The organism is Mangrovibacter phragmitis (genome assembly GCF_001655675.1).
In the GTDB taxonomy this organism is placed as follows: domain Bacteria; phylum Pseudomonadota; class Gammaproteobacteria; order Enterobacterales; family Enterobacteriaceae; genus Mangrovibacter; species Mangrovibacter phragmitis.
The window spans coordinates 139941-157748 of sequence record NZ_LYRP01000002.1 but is presented as its reverse complement, the minus strand read 5'-3'; the positions used below and the strand labels follow the sequence as shown (position 1 = coordinate 157748).

16 protein-coding genes, 1 tRNA gene and 3 pseudogenes are annotated in these 17808 nt (G+C 43.8%); 10 read left to right on the top strand and 10 right to left on the bottom strand.

The annotated features are described in order from the left end of the window. Positions 1–104: 104 nt before the first annotated feature. The gene (locus A9B99_RS06465; protein WP_064595807.1) at positions 105–662 is read left to right on the top strand and encodes a recombinase family protein; all 558 of its coding nucleotides are present in this window, start codon (positions 105–107) and stop codon (positions 660–662) included. 55 nt (positions 663–717) lie between these two features. On the opposite strand, the gene A9B99_RS06460 is transcribed toward A9B99_RS06465, so the two are convergent. Next, positions 718–1452, bottom strand: coding sequence for a hypothetical protein (locus A9B99_RS06460; protein WP_064595805.1), 735 nt, complete (start codon positions 1450–1452; stop codon positions 718–720). Between the two features lie 524 nt (positions 1453–1976). Then, positions 1977–2879, bottom strand: a complete 903-nt coding sequence (locus tag A9B99_RS06455) for an EcsC family protein (RefSeq protein WP_064595803.1) — start codon at positions 2877–2879, stop codon at positions 1977–1979. Between the two features lie 366 nt (positions 2880–3245). On the opposite strand from A9B99_RS06455, the pseudogene A9B99_RS23090 reads away from it, so the two are divergent. Further along, positions 3246–3413, top strand: a pseudogene (locus A9B99_RS23090) (NADP-dependent isocitrate dehydrogenase); the annotation flags it as partial. 101 nt (positions 3414–3514) lie between these two features. Here A9B99_RS23090 and A9B99_RS06450 read toward each other — a convergent pair. Continuing rightward, positions 3515–4111, bottom strand: a pseudogene (locus tag A9B99_RS06450) (tyrosine-type recombinase/integrase); the annotation flags it as partial. 638 nt (positions 4112–4749) lie between these two features. On the opposite strand from A9B99_RS06450, the gene A9B99_RS06445 reads away from it, so the two are divergent. Next, complete coding sequence (locus A9B99_RS06445) at positions 4750–4998, top strand: GlsB/YeaQ/YmgE family stress response membrane protein (RefSeq protein ID WP_064595799.1); 249 nt, start codon at positions 4750–4752, stop codon at positions 4996–4998. A 478-nt stretch (positions 4999–5476) separates the two neighbouring features. Beyond that, a tRNA-Lys gene (locus A9B99_RS06440) sits at positions 5477–5552 on the top strand. A 15-nt stretch (positions 5553–5567) separates the two neighbouring features. Here A9B99_RS06440 and A9B99_RS23570 read toward each other — a convergent pair. After that, positions 5568–5722 (bottom strand): annotated as a pseudogene (locus tag A9B99_RS23570) (integrase); the annotation flags it as partial. Between the two features lie 337 nt (positions 5723–6059). Here A9B99_RS23570 and A9B99_RS06435 point away from each other — a divergent pair. Beyond that, positions 6060–7094: an adenosine deaminase gene (locus tag A9B99_RS06435; protein WP_064595797.1), complete on the top strand. Its 1035-nt coding sequence runs from the start codon at positions 6060–6062 to the stop codon at positions 7092–7094. A 140-nt stretch (positions 7095–7234) separates the two neighbouring features. Here the strand turns inward: A9B99_RS06435 and katG are convergent, their stop codons facing one another. The 4 genes from katG to A9B99_RS06415 form a co-directional block, all read right to left on the bottom strand. Then, complete coding sequence (gene katG, locus A9B99_RS06430; RefSeq protein WP_064595795.1) at positions 7235–9400, bottom strand: catalase/peroxidase HPI; 2166 nt, start codon at positions 9398–9400, stop codon at positions 7235–7237. Between the two features lie 311 nt (positions 9401–9711). Continuing rightward, positions 9712–10143, bottom strand: coding sequence for a hypothetical protein (locus A9B99_RS06425; protein WP_064595793.1), 432 nt, complete (start codon positions 10141–10143; stop codon positions 9712–9714). Between the two features lie 96 nt (positions 10144–10239). Then, complete coding sequence (locus A9B99_RS06420; protein ID WP_064595791.1) at positions 10240–11865, bottom strand: ABC transporter substrate-binding protein; 1626 nt, start codon at positions 11863–11865, stop codon at positions 10240–10242. 287 nt (positions 11866–12152) lie between these two features. Further along, positions 12153–12605, bottom strand: coding sequence for an NUDIX domain-containing protein (locus A9B99_RS06415; protein ID WP_064595789.1), 453 nt, complete (start codon positions 12603–12605; stop codon positions 12153–12155). Positions 12606–12811: 206 nt separating this feature from the next. Here A9B99_RS06415 and A9B99_RS23790 point away from each other — a divergent pair, with 206 nt between their 5' ends. Next, positions 12812–12976 (top strand): hypothetical protein, encoded by a 165-nt coding sequence (locus A9B99_RS23790; protein ID WP_156519008.1) that lies wholly within the window; start codon positions 12812–12814, stop codon positions 12974–12976. A 153-nt stretch (positions 12977–13129) separates the two neighbouring features. On the opposite strand, the gene uspF is transcribed toward A9B99_RS23790, so the two are convergent. Further along, entirely contained in the window at positions 13130–13564 is a 435-nt protein-coding gene (gene uspF / locus A9B99_RS06410; protein WP_064595787.1) for a universal stress protein UspF, read from the bottom strand. 419 nt (positions 13565–13983) lie between these two features. Between uspF and A9B99_RS06405 the strand changes: the two genes are divergently transcribed. The 4 genes from A9B99_RS06405 to A9B99_RS06390 all read left to right on the top strand — a co-directional run bounded on the left by A9B99_RS06405 (position 13984) and on the right by A9B99_RS06390 (position 16474). Continuing rightward, positions 13984–14769, top strand: a complete 786-nt coding sequence (locus tag A9B99_RS06405) for a DsbA family protein (RefSeq protein ID WP_064595785.1) — start codon at positions 13984–13986, stop codon at positions 14767–14769. A gap of 401 nt (positions 14770–15170) precedes the next feature. Next, positions 15171–15401 carry a hypothetical protein gene (locus A9B99_RS06400; protein ID WP_156519007.1) on the top strand — a complete coding sequence of 77 codons (231 nt, stop codon included), beginning with the start codon at positions 15171–15173 and terminating at the stop codon, positions 15399–15401. 197 nt (positions 15402–15598) lie between these two features. After that, positions 15599–15883, top strand: a complete 285-nt coding sequence (locus A9B99_RS06395; RefSeq protein WP_082917829.1) for a hypothetical protein — start codon at positions 15599–15601, stop codon at positions 15881–15883. A gap of 153 nt (positions 15884–16036) precedes the next feature. Next, complete coding sequence (locus A9B99_RS06390) at positions 16037–16474, top strand: DUF3574 domain-containing protein (protein ID WP_064595781.1); 438 nt, start codon at positions 16037–16039, stop codon at positions 16472–16474. Positions 16475–16526: 52 nt separating this feature from the next. Here A9B99_RS06390 and A9B99_RS06385 read toward each other — a convergent pair whose 3' ends face one another. Beyond that, the gene (locus tag A9B99_RS06385; protein ID WP_064595779.1) at positions 16527–17711 is read right to left on the bottom strand and encodes a NupC/NupG family nucleoside CNT transporter; all 1185 of its coding nucleotides are present in this window, start codon (positions 17709–17711) and stop codon (positions 16527–16529) included. Positions 17712–17808: the final 97 nt, after the last annotated feature.

The following is a 17808-nucleotide window of genomic DNA, read 5'->3' as shown; positions in this document are numbered from 1 at the left end:
GGTGCACACCCCCGCCAGGGCGATATCTCCCAAACCAAGGTTTTAGAGAATGACCATTTCCCCATGTTTTGGCATGCTGCTGGCTTTTGCTAGGGGAAAAGATTGTGCTTATTGGCTATGTACGCGTGTCAACAAATGACCAGAACACAGCACTGCAGCGAAATGCGCTTGATTGCGCAGGATGTGAGCTAATTTTCGAGGATAAAATCAGCGGAAAGACATCCGAGAGACCAGGACTGAAAAAGCTGCTCCGGATGTTATCGGAGGGCGATACGCTCGTCGTATGGAAACTGGACCGGCTCGGTCGCAGTATGCGGCATCTCGTTGTGCTGATCGAAGACTTGCGCCAGCGCGGTGTTAATTTTCGTAGTTTGACCGACAGCATTGATACCAGTACCCCGATGGGGCGATTTTTCTTTCATGTCATGGGTGCCCTGGCGGAAATGGAGCGTGAGCTTATTGTAGAACGTACCCGGGCTGGTTTGGCTGCGGCGAGAGAAGAAGGCAGGATCGGGGGGCGCCGTCCAAAGTTGTCACCAGAGCAATGGGCGCAAGCCGGTAGATTGATTGCTGCTGGTGAATCCAGGAAGAGAGTAGCCATAATTTTTGATGTAGGGATCTCTACCCTGTATAAAAAATTTCCCGTTTCAAATTATAGTTGAACATTGTCATTCAGGAGGGGTAACCCCTTCAGAATGATATTGATATATTATTTGGTTATTCAAAAAAATCATTTTTTTGAGGTTGTGTTATTAATTTTCCTTTTAGGTCTTCAGTGGTGAAAACAAAAACACCCTTTGGCTTGATGTCTTTATTTATTTTTTGGGTTATAACATTATCCCCGTAGGTTTTTATTATTCTATACTCTTCATTGTTGTATTGAAATACATTAAAGCTATCAGTTGTTCTTGCGATAAAGTTTCCAGTGCTGCTGGTGATAATGAAAAATATTATAGCAAGCCAAAATATGGATGTAATGAAATTATCGATTTTTGAGAAGGCGGATTTGTCAGTCACGTCGGTGTTAACATTAATTTCGGTGCTTTTTTTTATGGTTAATGTAATACTCATAACCATAAGAATATATAGAATTGTGCTGGTTAAAAAAATAGTTAAACTTAATGCATTTATCAATGATAATACTATATAAACAAATAAAATTAATGGTGATAGTACTATCATTCCATATATATGAATATTGTTATTGCCAATTTTTTCTGATATTTTTATTAAAAATGATGATAGGATATAAAAGGACATGCAGAAAGTGATGAATAGAATAGCTGATGTAACTATACTGTTTGGGGTAACAGTGATAAATTCTGTTGGAATGCCAAAGTAAATCGAAAATCCCCGTTCATATGCATATGAACCTGCATAACATAGTGCTGTAATTGTTGCGACAGTGAATGTCTCATGTGTTTTGATATTCTCAATGATGGTTTTGTTCATGATGATTTTTTTGTCAGATTGTTAACATATATCGAAAGGTATTGCTTTTTTATATTGCTACTTTATCAATAAATGGAGTAATGTAAAGTCGTTTCAATAAAAATAATATTCTTTAAGTATAGAGCCAATGCGTTAAGCAGGGAAGCGTAAAAATGGGTGTGCAATGAACTAACTTTCAGCAATTGTGTAACAGCGTACTAATTGAAGTTCTATCAGATGCCTAGTATAAAGTGAAAATGATTCTGACCATGAACTTTAATAAATGAACCGTAATAAGTACTAATTCCATTTTATTCGCTTAATCTTATGCGCTTTTGGGAGTTTATGCAGTACTTGGTAATGCATAAATTTCAGAGCTAACATGGATTCATGAGTCCACGTTTGTGTTATTCTATATCCAATGTATTGTAGTTGATTTTATATTAAAACTTGTGGGTTAAGGATGCTGCCGATGGTAATTATCGACAGCACTAACAATAACCATATATTTATGAGAAAACTTTCAGTGAGTTTTTATGGGAGTTTTATTCCATTAGTTCACCTTCAAAGGCATCAGGATAGTCTGGTTCATATGTTTTAGCTGGTTTTACGGTTTCTTCTATGATTGAGGCACCATATAATTCAGCTAGAAAGCGCTCGCGGTATAAGTAATAAGCAGCTTCACAGACTTTTGATGTAAAGTATGCATTAAAACCGCCACCTACAATGGCTCCAGTCATCGGTATGGCTTGTGCCAATTTCGCTTTAGTTAGACGAATGCCAAGCGTGCTGGCTATCTGTCTAATAATTTGCACAAAAGTGTGCTGCTCAAGTTGCTTCCATGCTTGATTCTTGGCCACTTGTTGGGATATTTTTATAAGTTGTGCCATAGCTAAATTTTTGGACATATCAGTTGGGGATGAAGAGAAAGCCAGTATGTTATACGCAAAAAGTCTTTCTTCTTGCTTAGCTATATCAAATCCGTAGTAAGTTGCATATTCTCCAATTGCGCGCAGATTTAGCGTAATAAGTGTAGGGATATCAACAGCTAGACCGGCAATGCCCGCCACCCCAGCGCCAGCACCTTCCGCCAAAGCTATGCCTTTATATTTTGCTGCAAGCCATCCGACAGTCTTATCAATATCTTCTAGTCTTAGTGTTTTGATATCACTGTGCTGTTCAATGTGGTTATGCCCATCTGAGCGAAACTCTTCAAACACCGCTTCAGATCTAACTGACCATTGGGCTGCGTCATTACATACACTAATCAGCCCTTCAGCTGCTTTTTGTATTGCGTCACCTACTACCGGGGTGGAAAGAACAGCTTCTCCGGCAGCATTTAGTGGCTTGTTAACAACATCTATGGCTTTGTCTAACCATCCGCGTTGAGGGTTTTTCCATGCATGGATTTCGAGTAGTGTCTTTTTGTCATAATCAAGTAATTTCATATTTTTCCTTGCTAATTAGTCATTTGATCGGATTATCTTCGCTTGCAAGAGTTACTAACTAGTTAGTATCGGAAAAAAATGACATATGTTTATTACTAAATTCGTAGTGATGAACTTAACGTGAGAGTTTGCAATGCGTTTTCTAGTGGAAGATATGTGTTCTGATACATTAGCCAGCATATTTGGGAACGAAAGATGTGATCTACTCTGTGTATAAGCCTATTCTTTTGTCAGTCACTGCTTCCCCAAAATCAAAAATATAGTATCTGATATCAATAGGTTATGAAATGTCTGACGAGGTGATTTTTTGTAGCTTAATTACAGGATTAAGCTTATAAATCAGTATATTAGTACTTCATTACTTATGTACTGCTGCGCCACATGCAGTGGTTCGAAGCCGCTGACTTAATCGTTAAAGGTATGGAAGGCGCAATCGCTGCCAAAACCGTAACCTACGATTTTGAACGTCTGATGGATGGCGCTAAACTGCTGAAATGTAGCGAGTTTGGTGACGCGATTATCGCGAACATGTAATCTGCGTGGCTGGTTAGTGAAGAACGGGAGCCGGTGGGTTCCCGTTTTTTTGTGGCTTCGAAAATTCTTCTGCAAAACTCTTCTGCAAAACCGGTGAAAAATTACACTGCAACAACCAGCCAGTTCTTGCCTCTGTCATCGTGGTACTTGTCTGTTTGAGCCTGTTTTTTATGCCCTAACAGGTGCTGTGTATTAATCCCCTGTTCGCGATAAAGGCGTTCAGCCAGGGAGCGTTGTTCGTGGAATGTCGGCGGCGTTCCATTTTTCCATTGAAGACCGCTTTTATCCCGGGCATTACTGAAACCGGAGGTGATGGTTTTTTCGGATACGGCACCACCCCGTTTAGCCTGAGAGGTTGTGTGATGGCGGTGGATAATATGCGGACTCAATATTTTATCCCTGCACCGTACTATTACCTGCTCAAGGGTAGTATCTATTGCATCACATTTAAGACTCAGGGGAATAGCTAATTTAGTCCCAGTTTTACTTTGTTCAATGTGCAAATAACCATCCCATATATCACTGAATTTCATTCGGGCAATATCACCAGGCCGTTGGCCGGTAACGAGTGCAATAAGCATCGTATTTTGAATATAGCGGGGCATGCCATTCGCTGTTTCGAAAATAACTTTCCACTCTTCTATATTGAGCCGCTCTCGTTGAACTTTATTCCCTGGCTGTTTCGCTGCCTTAACCGGAAAGCAGCATCTGGCCACCTCGATGGGTAAATCCCTTGAAGCCCGGGGTAAAACGGAGCTATCGCTTACCGTTTTGGCGCTAACCCAACTTCTGCCAACCAGAACAACGGGGGAGTTGAACCTGCATTGTTGTCAACAATACCGCCTAATGACCGCTTTGGAAGTGTGGCGGTTTACTTGTTAAGGATGAAGTTAACTTCGGTGACCGGGTATACATACATTCTGTACTAAATGGCAAATGAAAAAAGCACTGTGTCTTTCGTATCCGACCACCCATCAAGAGTATAACGAGGTATTATCCGGTGTGTCGTCAATGTTTATTGAATAGAATATTACAATATATGGTTATAATTATATCATGGTCTGAGTTATTTAATGGGGTAAATATGCATTAATGAATGATTCGGTGAGAGGGTTATGAAAGAATAAACTTCTTATATATGAAAATATTTATTTTACTTGATTTAATTGATTGGTCGTCATGATTGGAGGTATTAAATGTTGTTGTTAATGTGTATGGGATGAATCCTATTTTTACAAAAAATTAATCGGTTGAATGTAATGCGAACAATTATTTTTGCAGACTGTGCTATGCTTATTTTTCCTTGTGAATGACCAGCGAATGAATGGAGAAAACTATGGGAATTATTTCATGGATTGTGTTCGGGCTCATAGCAGGTATCCTGGCGAAGTGGATTATGCCTGGTAAAGATGGTGGTGGCTTTATCATCACTGTTATTTTGGGGATTATTGGTGCCGTAGTCGGTGGCTGGATAAGCACATTCTTTGGCTATGGTAAGGTTGATGGCTTTAACGTCGGGAGTTTTGTAGTTGCAGTAATCGGTGCACTGGTAGTGCTTTTTATCTACCGAAAAATAAAAGCATGACAATCTCTTTGCATTCAGAATCTCTTGAGGCCGCATCTGCGGCCTCTGTCATATTTACCCATGCTCCTGGCAACAGCTGACAACATGTTGATTTCTGCTGCTGATTTTAGTGCTCTGAGAACCAATGGCATCGATATGTATCAGCGGTGACTTCCCTGACTTCATTATATAACGGGTATGTTGATAATGTTGTGCGCCAGTTGATTGAATCTCCGATTTCTTACTGACCAGGTAATAAAGCACATTATGTGCAAACGGGTGATTAATGAGCGATTTAGTTTATTTTGAGCATTAATTGAACATTTTTACATGGATTTGCTCATAAAATGGTCTTGCTTGATAAATGGTTTAACATTAACAGCGGGCATAAACATAAGTATATAATCCCATGCAATTAAAAAGGTTTTTTTATTACATATTGATGTTGCGACGTTGTCATCAGAAGAGTAAATTTTTGCCTCGAATTAGTTTCCCTTATGGGCTGTTAGCTCAGTTGGTAGAGCAGTGGACTCTTAATCCATCGGTCGCGGGTTCGAATCCCTCACAGCCCACCATTGATTTTCAATGGCTTACAAACATCCTCCTTTTGTCATTTTTCCCGAGTGGGACAAATTTGGGACATCCTCTCCCAGAATCGCATCAATTTTTTTGCGTGTTCAGATAAGTGGTTCTGGGCCCGGAGCGCATAACGGCGAACCATATCGATACTCTCCCATCCTCCCATTTACAGCAAAACGCCAGCCTGTTTTATTCAGCGCGTTTTAGTTAGCCTGAATTGAATTAACGTAGCACCTGGCTTGCAATATTGTTCACAAAATCCGCTGTCATTGCGCGGATGCTCATTCTCTATTGATTCACGGAGTGTTTAACTGTATTTGATATTTATTCTGGAAAGTTGTTGCCCAGGCATCACTGTGAGGACTGGCTATAGTTTTACTTATTGGCACTGTCTTCAGGCACACCAGAAGTGTACCTGGCTGAATGAATCATGATTATGCCCGTGTGAAGATGTGGCGAATGATTTCATCTCTGATGAAAATAACCAAACAAAGAGAGTGTTTATGCAAAATACGCCATCGCTTATTGAAAAGGTGTTCCGGGCTCCCAAGGCTGAGTTGCATGTACATATAGAAGGCACTCTGGAGCCAGAACTGATTTTTAAACTGGCGCAACGGAACCGTATTCCTCTTGCCTGGTCTACAGTGGATGAATTGCGCGAGGCGTATCAGTTCACATCTCTGCAGTCTTTCCTGGATATCTATTATGCTGGTACCAGTGTGCTGCAAACGGAAGACGACTTCTATGAAATGACGTCATCCTATCTCGACAATGCCTGTCAAAATGGTGTCATTCATGCTGAGATCTTTTTTGACCCACAGAGCCATACATCTCGCGGTATTGGTTTTGACGTGTTTATTCCTGGCATGGTCAGAGCCCTTGAAAGCGCCCGTGAAAAAGGGATTTCAACTCAACTGATAATGTGCTTTTTACGCCATTTACCGGAATCAGATGCACTGAAAACCTTTGCAGATTCGCGCGAATGGTTTATCCGCTATCCAGAATGGCTGACTGGTGTTGGCCTTGATTCTTCCGAGAACGGAAATCCACCAGAGAAATTTGCCCGTGTGTTTGCCAGAGCTAAAGCGGCAGGGCTCCGGCGGGTTGCTCATGCTGGTGAAGAAGGGCCTGTCGAGTATATCTGGCAGGCATTGCAACTCCTTGAGAGTGAACGGATTGATCATGGCGTCAGAAGCTTTGACGATCCTGATCTTGTCGCACACCTCAGTGATACCCAGATGCCGCTGACAGTATGCCCTTTGTCTAATGTCAAACTGCGGGTATTCGATAGCATGGGAGAACATAATTTGCGTGAACTTTTACAGGCGGGAGTCAATGTCACCATCAATTCAGACGACCCGGCCTATTTTGGCGGGCACGTTAACGAGAACTATCAATCTATTATCAGCGCACTGCAATTAACAGAAAACGAGTGCTACACGTTACTCCAAAATAGCCTGAAGTCTGCTTTCGTTAACGCGCAAACGCGTGACAAGATGCTGATGCAACTGAATGCGTACTGGCATGCAGATGCCTGAATGATGTAACACTCAGGTTGTGATACTCAGGTTGTCATGGCTGGCTCAATAAAAAAACCGGCAAAAATTGCCGGTTTTTTCAATACCATGTAAAGAAGTCAGTGCACTGATGCTGACGTGCTTACTGGTGACGTTACTGTTTACAGCAAGTCAAAACGATCCAGGTTCATTACTTTTGTCCAGGCAGAAACAAAGTCCTCGGCAAATTTTTGTTTAGCATCGTTGCTGGCATAAACTTCAGCAAGTGCACGCAGTACAGAGTTAGAGCCAAATACCAGGTCGGCACGCGTTGCTGTGAAACGCAGTTCTCCACTGTGGCGGTCAGTGCCTTCATACACTTCTTTGCTCTCATCTGCTGCTTTCCATGCTGTGCGCATATCCAGCAGGTTCACAAAGAAGTCATTACTCAGCACACCCGGGTTATCGGTAAAGACGCCATGCTTGCTACCGTCAAAGTTAGCACCCAGGACACGCAGGCCACCAACCAGCACAGTCATTTCTGGCGCCGTCAATGTCAGTTGCTGTGCTTTATCGATAAGCAATGATTCCGTGCTGGCTTTTCCGGCTACACGGCGGTAGTTACGAAAACCATCAGCAACAGGTTCCAGCACAGCAAAACCAGCGATGTCGGTTTGATCCTGACGGGCATCAACACGGCCCGGCGTAAAGGGAACGGGCACAGAAACCCCGGCAGCTGCCAGCGATTTCTCGATACCCACTACACCAGCAAGTACAATGACATCAGCCAGCGAGATTTTGCCGGATGCCTGTTGAATAGCTTCCAGTTTCGGCAAGACCTGCGCAGGAATAGTGTTAACTTCCCAGCCCTTTTGTGGAGCAAGTGCCAGGCGAGCTCCATTAGCTCCACCTCGTTTATCTCCGCCGCGGAAAGTGGATGCTGAAGCCCAGGCAACAGAAACCAGTTCGCTGACAGACAACTCTGACTCTGCTATGGCGTTTTTCACAGCCGTAATATCTGCCATGGTTGGCTTGTGAGTTGCTGCTGGCAGCGGGTCCTGCCAGATCAAATCTTCTGCCGGCACTTCCGGGCCAATATAGCGTGATTTCGGCCCCATATCGCGGTGAGTCAGTTTGAACCATGCACGCGCAAAAGCTTCATTGAATGCTTGTGGATCATTCAAAAAACGGCGGGAGATTTTTTCAAAATCCGGGTCGAAACGTAGGGTTAAATCGGTCACCAACATCGTGGGTTTACGCTTCTTACCTGGTTCAAATGGGTCTGGAATCAGGTCTGGCGCATCTTTTGCTTCAAACTGAATGGCACCTGCCGGGCTGCGCGTCTGTGTCCATTCAAACTTGAAGAGGTTCTCAAAAAAGTAGTTGCTCCACTGAGTTGGCGTTTGGGTCCAGGCGACTTCAAGACCCGAAGTGATGGCATCCGCGCCTGCACCACTGGCATAACTGCTTTGCCACCCAAGCCCCTGGGCTTCTATTGGCGCTGCTTCTGGTTCCGGGCCAACATGTGTTGCCGGGCCTGCGCCATGGGTTTTACCCAGAGTGTGACCGCCAGCAATCAGTGCCACAGTTTCTTCGTCATCCATGCCCATATTGCCAAAAGTCGCACGGATCGCAGGGGCTGCTGAACGTGGATCACCACTCGCATCCGGGCCTTCCGGGTTTACATAAATAAGCCCCATCTCAGTCGCTGCAAGCGGGTTTTTAGCCAGTGCTTCAGGGTGGCGGTGTGCCAGCCAGGTTTTCTCTTCACCCCAGTTGACGTCGAGATCCGGTTCCCATACATCTTCACGACCAGCACCAAAGCCAAATGTACGGAACCCGGCATTTTCGAGTGCGACGTTACCGGCAAGAATAATCAGGTCAGCCCAGGAGATTTTTTGCCCATACTTTTGCTTCACAGGCCACAACAGGCGGCGAGCTTTATCCAGGCTGACGTTATCTGGCCAGGAGTTAAGTGGTGCAAAGCGTTGCTGACCACGCCCCGAACCACCACGGCCATCTTCCATGCGGTAAGTACCGGCACTGTGCCAGGCCATACGAATAAACAGGCCAATATAGCTTCCCCAGTCGGCAGGCCACCAGGATTGAGAATCGGTCAGAACATTTTTGATATCCGCTTTCAGTGCGGAAAAATCCAGCTTTTTAAATTCAGTTCTGTAATTAAAAGCTTCGCCTAACGGATTGGAACGACTGGAATGTTGATTTAACAGGTCTACACGTAGCTGGTCAGGCCACCAGTCCGCATTATGCGTTCCATTACCTGCACTTTGTGTCGCTTCGTTAGAGTGGAAGGGACATTTTGAAACGTTATCGCTTGAATTGCTCATTTCTGGCTCCGTATGCTTCCTGAGGATTGTCTGGTGTTATTCATTCATTCCTGTAGAGGGTGTTCCTAAGCTATCTGTTCCTTTCAATAATAGATAATTGAATCAACCCACGGATTTGATAGTTTTTTCCTTTGTACACAATCTGGCGTTTACCGATAAAAACAACTGTAAGTATAAGGCCATTTTTGCCGCTAAAGCCCGAAACCCGAATTTTTCTGCTTAGCGGATTACTGGTCGCTGAATAGAAACAGACTCGCGCGCATGGTCTAAAAAAGAGGTGATAAAGGGAAACAGTACACAGGTAGAATTTGTTAATTGTGAAGCGTGAAGCTCTGAATGTTCAGGTGATGAGAAAGCTCACGTAATAGAGTGACATAGGCGATAAACCCGGGGTCGTCAGGAAACTCTCCCTGGCGTTTTGGGCGGCCCGCGATGATATCTACAATATCGTTAAAGAGGCACTCAATGTTATCCTGGGTAAGTTTTTGTTGGCAGCCAGTACTGAGCGCTACTGATTGAATCCAGCTATCATTGCACACCTGGTTCGAGTCCAGGTTACGCAGTAATTTTTCGGCATGGATGCAATTTTCCACAGCCATTATTGCGTTTTCTACATCCTGCTCACTGGGGTAGGGGGACTGGGTAAATTTTGCCGCCAGGGTGGCATAGCCAATGTTGAGTGTCACGGGTGGAGTACTGAATTCCACCTTGTCAGGGCCAATGGTAAGTGCGTGAGTAGCCATAGATAAACGAGCCTTGATGTCAGGATGTAATTATTATCATAGTCCTTTGACTGCAAAGAAAAAAGTGCGGCCTGTTATGCCGCACTTGTACCGAGATTAGTGCTTAATGATGTACATATCGCGGGTCAAATAGAATCCAAGCGGAGAAACGGTAAAGCCTCCTACGAAGGGTTTCACCAGTTGGTTTTGAACATAGTAGTAAACAGGGATGGCTGGAATATCATGGGACAGAATATCGCTGGCAGTCTGGTAATCCTGTTTTATTTTGGCGGGTGAGGTGTCTTCACTGGCCTGTTTCAGTGCTTTATCGAAGTCAGGGTTACTGTACCTGGTTGTGTTTTGTGTATCGTTAGTGCGGAAAGTATTAAAGAATGTTGATGGTTCATTGTAATCAGCAAGCCATGTATAACGGACCAGATCAAAATTACCCTGACGCATAGTTTCCAGCATAGTTTTCCATTCCTGGTTACTCATGCTGACATTCGCCCCCAGGTTTTTCTTCCACATTGATGTGGCGGCAATAGCTATGCGCTGGTGATCCTGGGAAGTATTGTAGAGTAAATTGAGTGATAAGGGGTGTTGGGCATTAAACCCGGCTTCAGCAAGTAATTTCTTTGCGGCTGCATTGCGTTTTTCTTGTGACCATGTTGAATAATCAGGTGGTGTAAATTTCATTCCACCAATATTTAACGGCATCAGAGTGTCTGCGGGTTTTTGACCCTGGCCAACAACTTTTTCAGCAATAATTTTTTTGTTCAGTGCCAGGTTAAGTGCTTCACGAACCCGAATATCATTAAACGGTGCTTTGGCAGTATTAAATTTGTAGTAATAAACCCCAAGCAGGTCAGTACTGTGAACCTGGTTGGTATATGTTTTTTTTAGTGACTGATACTGAATCGTGGGAATGGTATCAGTGATATCTATTTCGCCTGTTTTATAGCGATTGATCATTGCTGCCTGATCGGCTATTGGCAAATATGTAACCTGATTAATAACAGTTGCTTTATTATCCCAGTATTTATCATTACGCTCAGCAACCAGTTTTTCATTTACCACCCATTGTGTAGGTTTATAGGCACCACTGGTGACGATATTCTCTGGCTGTGTCCATTTATCCCCATATTTTTCAACATCTGCCTTACTTACTGGAAACAGTGATGGGTGGCCGACAAATTGTAAAAAATAGGAGACAGGTTGCGAAAGTGTTACCTGGACAGTAGTGGCATTAAGTGCTTTTACACCCAGAGCGGATGCTGGCATTTTACCAGCGGCGATAGCTTCGGCATTAAGTATATGCGCGTTAGCGGCGAATGATGCATAAGGTGATGCTGTTTTCGGATCAACCAGACGTTGCCAGCTAAATACAACATCATCGGCAGTGACTGGCTTCCCATTTGACCAAACAATTCCCGGGCGTAAGTGAAATGTCCAAATCGTATTATCTTTATTTTCCCATTTATCAGCCAGATCAGGTACAATTTTTCCCTGTGGGGTAATGTTCACCAACCCACTGAAGCAGTCCAGGATAATGTTAAATGCCTCATTGCTTTCAGCCAGTTGAGGATCTATTGTGGCAGGCTCTGAGCCGTTGTTTCTTACCAGCACTTGCTTACTGGCTAGCGTAACATTAGCAGGGACTGTGGCGGCAAAAGTCTGGCTGACGGGTAAAGCAGCAGCAATTATTGTGTAAAGAGCAAGTTGTTTCTTATTGGTTTGAAACATGACTATCCTCATTATAGTGAGAGCTAAACGCTCATGTTGTGGTTGTTGTTATGAAATCTAATGCAGTTAATTGAGTCAGTTTGTGTTGACCCAATAGCTGATGTTATCAGAGATGATAGTAGGCGTGTAATATGCAAAAAAATGCGACAAACAATAACAAAATATTTAATTCTTATATCTATAAGAAAAATGAATTGTGCAATGCGTGACGAAAGTCATAGCAGAAAAAAGAATACTTATATTATCTGTTTTTCATATCTTTCTGGTATATGAAATTATTGACAGTTTCAAAAGTCTCGATTGCTGAAAAAATAGTTAAATACCGGCCATTGCCAGGGAACCAGTTTTAGTTGCGGAAACTGCTCTGCGAGCATGAAACCAAACCCGGCACCTTCATGTAATTGAATATCTGCGGGGGTTATTTCAAGATTGAGATGGTAGACAAACATTAATTCACGCCCGGTTTCTGATGCCAGTGTAACGGTGAGAGGACGAAACATGTTTTGAGCAGGAACCAGGCCTGTTTCCTCTGCGAGCTCACGGCGGGCGGCATCAAGAGGCGTTTCACCAGTTTCAATCGCACCACCAAATAATGACCAGTGGCCGGGAAAACGAATCGGTTTATGTTCATCCCGAAGTTGCAACACGACGCGCCCTGTTGGATCGGTAAGCAGTAACATCGCTGCCTGTCTCTTCCCCGGGTTGCTAATATCCGTTAGTGCAAAAAATTCTTTAATCACAGGAAATCACCTTTGCAATTTATTTGCTTATGAGCTTACTGCGCCACTTAGTAGTGGCAATGCCTGAACACCATTTTTTTTACCCAACTTACGATTAACGTTGATTTGTAAAGCTGTGCCTTTCAGAGAATCAGACAATTGCCCAGAATATAAAACGTTACACTGTGGTTATATACAGTGCTATGGCGAATGACAAGGAGTGGATTATGAATGATTCTCCTGGGGTGAGTGTTATCCATGAAAAAATGGATCTTCTGGGGTTAGCCTCTTTGCGTGAATCACTGGTTGGGGAGGTTCTGAAGGCCGTGCATCCTTCTGCAAGAATTGCGTTATGTGGCAAATTATCACCGGGTTGCTTTTTGACCTGTTAATCACTTGAGGGGAGGTATCCATTCACACTGTTTCATTAAGACGCTGGAAGGGATCGCTAATAGATATGGCGACAGTGTTGAGACATTTACCTGCATAAAACCATCCCGGTGGAGTAAATACCACCGGGAAAATAACACATGGCGGTTATGAACTTAACGTACGACCAGTACCGGGCAAGTTGCGTGACGTACTACAACCGCCGCATTTGAGCCCAGTAAATATGTCGTCACACTGGGTTTATGGGAGGCAATAACTATCACACTGGCATCAATTTCTTTTGCAAGGTTTAATATTTGATCCTTAGGCGCGCCCCATGTGACATGTTTTTCAATCCGGTCTTCGGGTATTGAAAAACGGGCAATAACATCGTCGAGTTTCTTGCCGGATTCCCCAATGATGTCCTCTTTCTCTGGTAACTCAGCAGAATAAGCCAGACCCAGTGTTGTGTAGTAAGGAAGCGGTGGGATAACCGTCAGAAAATGCACCCGGGCATCTTCTAACTTTGCCAATGTTTCGACGTGAGGAACAACCATTTCAGTTAGTTCAGGCTCCGTAACATCAACGGGCACCAGTATCGTTCGATACATAGACAACCTCCTTTTTGTGTTAATGCATTATGATCCTAGTCTTTATCGCAACAGTCTGGCGAGACGCAGGTACCAAAATTGAGAGAAACAAGTACAAGGTGCATTGGATCAGTGAGCCCCGGAAGCCGGTAATTTGTTATAAATTCAGCAAGAATGGATCAATTTGTTAATGTTGAGGAGTATCAATTTCACTCACCGGATAAGATTCTGGTAGCTGTTGGCTGATGGTTGTTTTCTGTCAGAAGCATGTGTAGCAATATCTTGTTATGCCCGGATACGGGTAGCTTCACAGCCACAGGTATCTGAACTAATCTGTTTAGCATATTGGTTATGTTCTGGTACACCAGCCCTGGCTTACCTAGTTTGATATTCAAGCCAGGGGTCACTGTAATGCGTTATTAAACACAAGAAGAGTCTTGATGCTGAAGAAAATAATCTCCGTTGCCGTATCGGGTTGCTTACTGGCAACGTTTGCCGCAGGTGCAGAAGGTACCACCACTGGTTTTACTGCGGCACAACAAGCTGAAATTGGGAAAATCGCTGCAGATTATCTGGTTGCTCACCCTGAGGTTTTGGTGCAGGCAAGCCAGAAACTCCAGGAGCAGCAGCAAGCTGAACAACAGCAAACCATGCTGAAACAGGTATTAGATAACCAGAAATCACTTCTGGACGATAAAAACACGCCAACCATTGGCCCCGCTGATGCTAAAGTTGCGGTGATTGAGTTTTTTGATTACCAGTGTGTGTACTGTAGCCATCTGGCTCCAGAGCTGGAAGCCACGATGAAGAGTAACCCTGGGGTGCGTTATATCTTTAAGGACTGGCCTATTTTCGCCCAGCGCTGGACCAACTCATTAACTGCGGCTGAACGCGGTTTGGCTGTTTGGCAACAGAAGGGGCCTTCTGCGTATATCACTTACCATAATGCGGTGTACAATACCGGTCATTTCGAAGGTGCTCTTACACTCAAAGATATTGATTCTGCAACCCGTGCAGCAGGTGCTCAGGCTGGTATTAAAGCCAAAGATGCTGAAAAAATATTTACTTCTAACAGTGAGCTTGCGCAGGCGATTGGCCTTACCGGGACGCCAGGCCTTATCGTGATGCCAGTTTCAGGTGCTAACCCGCAAAATACCACTGTGCTGCCAGGTGCTGTGCCTGCTGAAGAGTTACAGTCTGCTATTACAAGAGCTATGCACCCTTAATACCGCGACCAGGTTCAGGGCTACCGTGGTCTGGCCTGAACCTGGTTATGTATTCTCACTGAGTCTCTTTCCGTTCAGAAAATTCACCTACACTTGATTAAAGAGTCTGCGTTAAGCAATTTAATTGATGGAATAGTGATTAACGTCTTGTGATGAACGGGGTGTCTGTCAGTGAATGATATAGAGTTATTGTTTTTCAGAACGACCAGTCAAACCGCATTATTTCCCCGTACAGATACCAATAGATTTTAAAATTATCCTTATAAATCAAAGTGGTTAATGATAAATCATACTTTCTCCTTAGAGACATTTATTAGGCCGAATGATATGCCATTAACCAGACTGCGGGGGATATTTTGTTTCCTGCTGGTGTGAAAGGTAAGGATGAAGTTGGGGTGCCCATGAAAGAAGAGCAAAAGTATGAAACTTTCCCGCTGGCTGGGTTAGATATACGCATCGCAAAAGATTACGATGCATTGATTGTTACCCCCCAATTTCTGGCTACACCAACGGACCCCACTATTCACAGCGACAAAAACTTTTTACTGAGCAAAGAAACTGCACTTGAGTTGATTGAGCTACTGCAAAATGCTGTGAGCATGCTGAATACACCTCCTGATATGAAGCATTGACAGGTGAGAGGCAGAAATCACATTGATGAACTGTGGCTACCAAAACCAGTTTGCTGCAATGGTGTGAATTATCTCGGTTATTCATTTTTCTGCGCAGGTTTTTCTGTTGCGGGCCGATAATGAAAGTATAGCCACGCTTTGTGGTGAGGTTGAGTTACCTCCTGCCCGGACAATTGCAGGAATGGTGCATTGTTTCAATGAATAACAAGAGGGCAAACCTGATGGATGCTGTTGTCGTATTGCATGAACACCGTATTGGTTTCATTGTGTTGCGTGATGAAGATGGGGGATTTATTGTCGCTGAGTTACAATCCAGTGATGATATTCAACGGGGTGACATCATCAGTGGTGTGTTTGACGTATCACAGACACAAACCTTCACAAATAAAGCGAATGAAGACGAGGTTGACCTGCGCGTACATGGTATGGGAATGACGGAAGAAGAAGCGATTAAATTCATTCAGGACAAAACCGCAAGCTGAGTATTAACCATTCCGGGAAGGCAACTCATGGCCTTCCTGCACTTCTTACCTGTCTGCTTGCTATTCCTTTGAATTTCGTATTCTATTCAGAAGTGTAATACAAAGCTGTATACCAATAACAATGATTCAGATGATAGTCAGGCAGGTGAATAAATGAAAAACGTATTAGTGGCGGGCATTTCTGCAGTGTTGCTGGCTTTCTCGCTGGCAGGCTGTACTGCGCCAACGACCAAAACAGCCGGAAAGGTGGATGCAACCTGTAAAGTGGGTGATCCTATGGTACAAACAACATTGTACTTTGGCCTGAGCCGCTCTGGAGGTCCTGATATCAGCAGCACTGAGTGGCAGCACTTTGTTGATCAGGATGTGACACCGCGCTTTCGTGATGGGTTGACTGTGTTTGATGCTCGCGGGCAGTGGTTGGGCAATGACGGTAAACTGGCAAAAGAAAATAGTAAGGCGTTAATGTTAATTCATGGCAACGACCCGGTTGAAAACCAAAAGATAGAAACCTTGCGTTCTGTATATAAAACCCGGTTTGCACAAGATTCAGTAATGCGTGTAGACGACACGGTATGTGTGGGTTTTTAACGCTAACATGTGGCGGTTTTACTCCGCCACATATCAACAGATTGTCAGGGGATTACAGCACCAGCCCGGCAAAAGCGGCTGACAGCAGGCTCACCAACGTAGCCCCATACACCAGACGTAATCCATAGCGAGAAACAGTATTCCCCTGGCGCTCATCCAGGCCTTTAATTGCACCAGCCACAATGCCAATAGACGCAAAATTGGCAAAAGAGACCAAAAATACCGACAGAATACCTAAGCCTCGCGGTGTCATTCCATGGGCGATTTTTTGTAAATCGATCATGGCGACAAATTCATTGGCCACTAATTTCGTTGCCATGATACTTCCAGCCTGCAGAGCATCCACCTGAGGGATCCCCACGAGCCAGGCTAACGGGTAAAATACAAACCCCAGAAGTTGTTGAAAACTGTAGCCGAAGAGCGTTGAGAACAGTGCGTTAATGGCACTGATAATTGCAATAAAACCAATCAACATAGCCAGGATTATCATTGCAACTTTAAAGCCCGCCAGAATGTATTCCCCAAGCATTTCAAAAAAACTTTGTGACTCATGAAGCTTCTCTAACTGAACTTCTGGATCTTTTCCTGGCTGTGTCGGGTTGATGACAGACAGGATAATAAAGGTACTGAACATATTCAGTATCAGGGCGGCAACAACATAACGTGGTTCAAGCATTGTCATGTACGCCCCTACAATGGATAGCGATACTGTTGACATCGCAGTGGCTGCCATAGTGAACATGCGCTGAGGTGATAATTGAGCCAGTACACCTTTGTAGGCAATAAAGTTTTCAGACTGACCGAGCGTCAGGGAACTGACTGCATTGAACGATTCCAGTTTCCCCATTCCATTAATTTTTGACAGAATTGTCCCGAAGATGCGAATCAGAACAGGAAGAATTCGCCAGTGTTGTAAAATGCCGATCAATGCTGAAATAAAAACAATTGGGCACAACACACCTAAGAAAACAAATGCCATGCCTTGTTTACTCATTCCGCCAAAGACAAAATCGGTTCCCTGGCTTGCGAAATGAAGTAGCGAGTCAAACAGACTGGCAACATGTTTAATAACAATTAGCCCTCCCTCAGCATGCAGGAAAAACCATGCCAGAACAGCTTCTATAACAACTAATTGAAGGATATAACGAATGCGAATTTTCTTGCGTTCGAAACTTGCCAGCCAGGCCAGTGCCAGGATAACAATCAGCGCAAAACAGAAATGAAGTATGGTTAGCATAAATATTTTCAGGCAGGTGAAAAAAAGCTATTAGGCCATAAATTATCACACGGGTAAATCACCGCATTTATGTGAAATCAGTATGGAAATTGTACTG

Excerpts from the sequence above, each read along its gene's own strand:
- A9B99_RS06460 (WP_064595805.1), bottom strand. The coding sequence starts at position 1,452 with ATGAACAAAACCATCATTGAGAATATCAAAACACATGAGACATTCACT.
- A9B99_RS06455 (WP_064595803.1), bottom strand. The coding sequence starts at position 2,879 with ATGAAATTACTTGATTATGACAAAAAGACACTACTCGAAATCCATGCA.
- A9B99_RS06445 (WP_064595799.1), top strand. The coding sequence starts at position 4,750 with ATGGGAATTATTTCATGGATTGTGTTCGGGCTCATAGCAGGTATCCTG.
- A9B99_RS06435 (WP_064595797.1), top strand. The coding sequence starts at position 6,060 with ATGCAAAATACGCCATCGCTTATTGAAAAGGTGTTCCGGGCTCCCAAG.
- katG (WP_064595795.1), bottom strand. The coding sequence starts at position 9,400 with ATGAGCAATTCAAGCGATAACGTTTCAAAATGTCCCTTCCACTCTAAC.
- A9B99_RS06425 (WP_064595793.1), bottom strand. The coding sequence starts at position 10,143 with ATGGCTACTCACGCACTTACCATTGGCCCTGACAAGGTGGAATTCAGT.
- A9B99_RS06420 (WP_064595791.1), bottom strand. The coding sequence starts at position 11,865 with ATGTTTCAAACCAATAAGAAACAACTTGCTCTTTACACAATAATTGCT.
- A9B99_RS23790 (WP_156519008.1), top strand. The coding sequence starts at position 12,812 with ATGAATGATTCTCCTGGGGTGAGTGTTATCCATGAAAAAATGGATCTT.
- uspF (WP_064595787.1), bottom strand. The coding sequence starts at position 13,564 with ATGTATCGAACGATACTGGTGCCCGTTGATGTTACGGAGCCTGAACTA.
- A9B99_RS06405 (WP_064595785.1), top strand. The coding sequence starts at position 13,984 with ATGCTGAAGAAAATAATCTCCGTTGCCGTATCGGGTTGCTTACTGGCA.
- A9B99_RS06400 (WP_156519007.1), top strand. The coding sequence starts at position 15,171 with ATGAAAGAAGAGCAAAAGTATGAAACTTTCCCGCTGGCTGGGTTAGAT.
- A9B99_RS06395 (WP_082917829.1), top strand. The coding sequence starts at position 15,599 with ATGAATAACAAGAGGGCAAACCTGATGGATGCTGTTGTCGTATTGCAT.
- A9B99_RS06390 (WP_064595781.1), top strand. The coding sequence starts at position 16,037 with ATGAAAAACGTATTAGTGGCGGGCATTTCTGCAGTGTTGCTGGCTTTC.
- A9B99_RS06385 (WP_064595779.1), bottom strand. The coding sequence starts at position 17,711 with ATGCTAACCATACTTCATTTCTGTTTTGCGCTGATTGTTATCCTGGCA.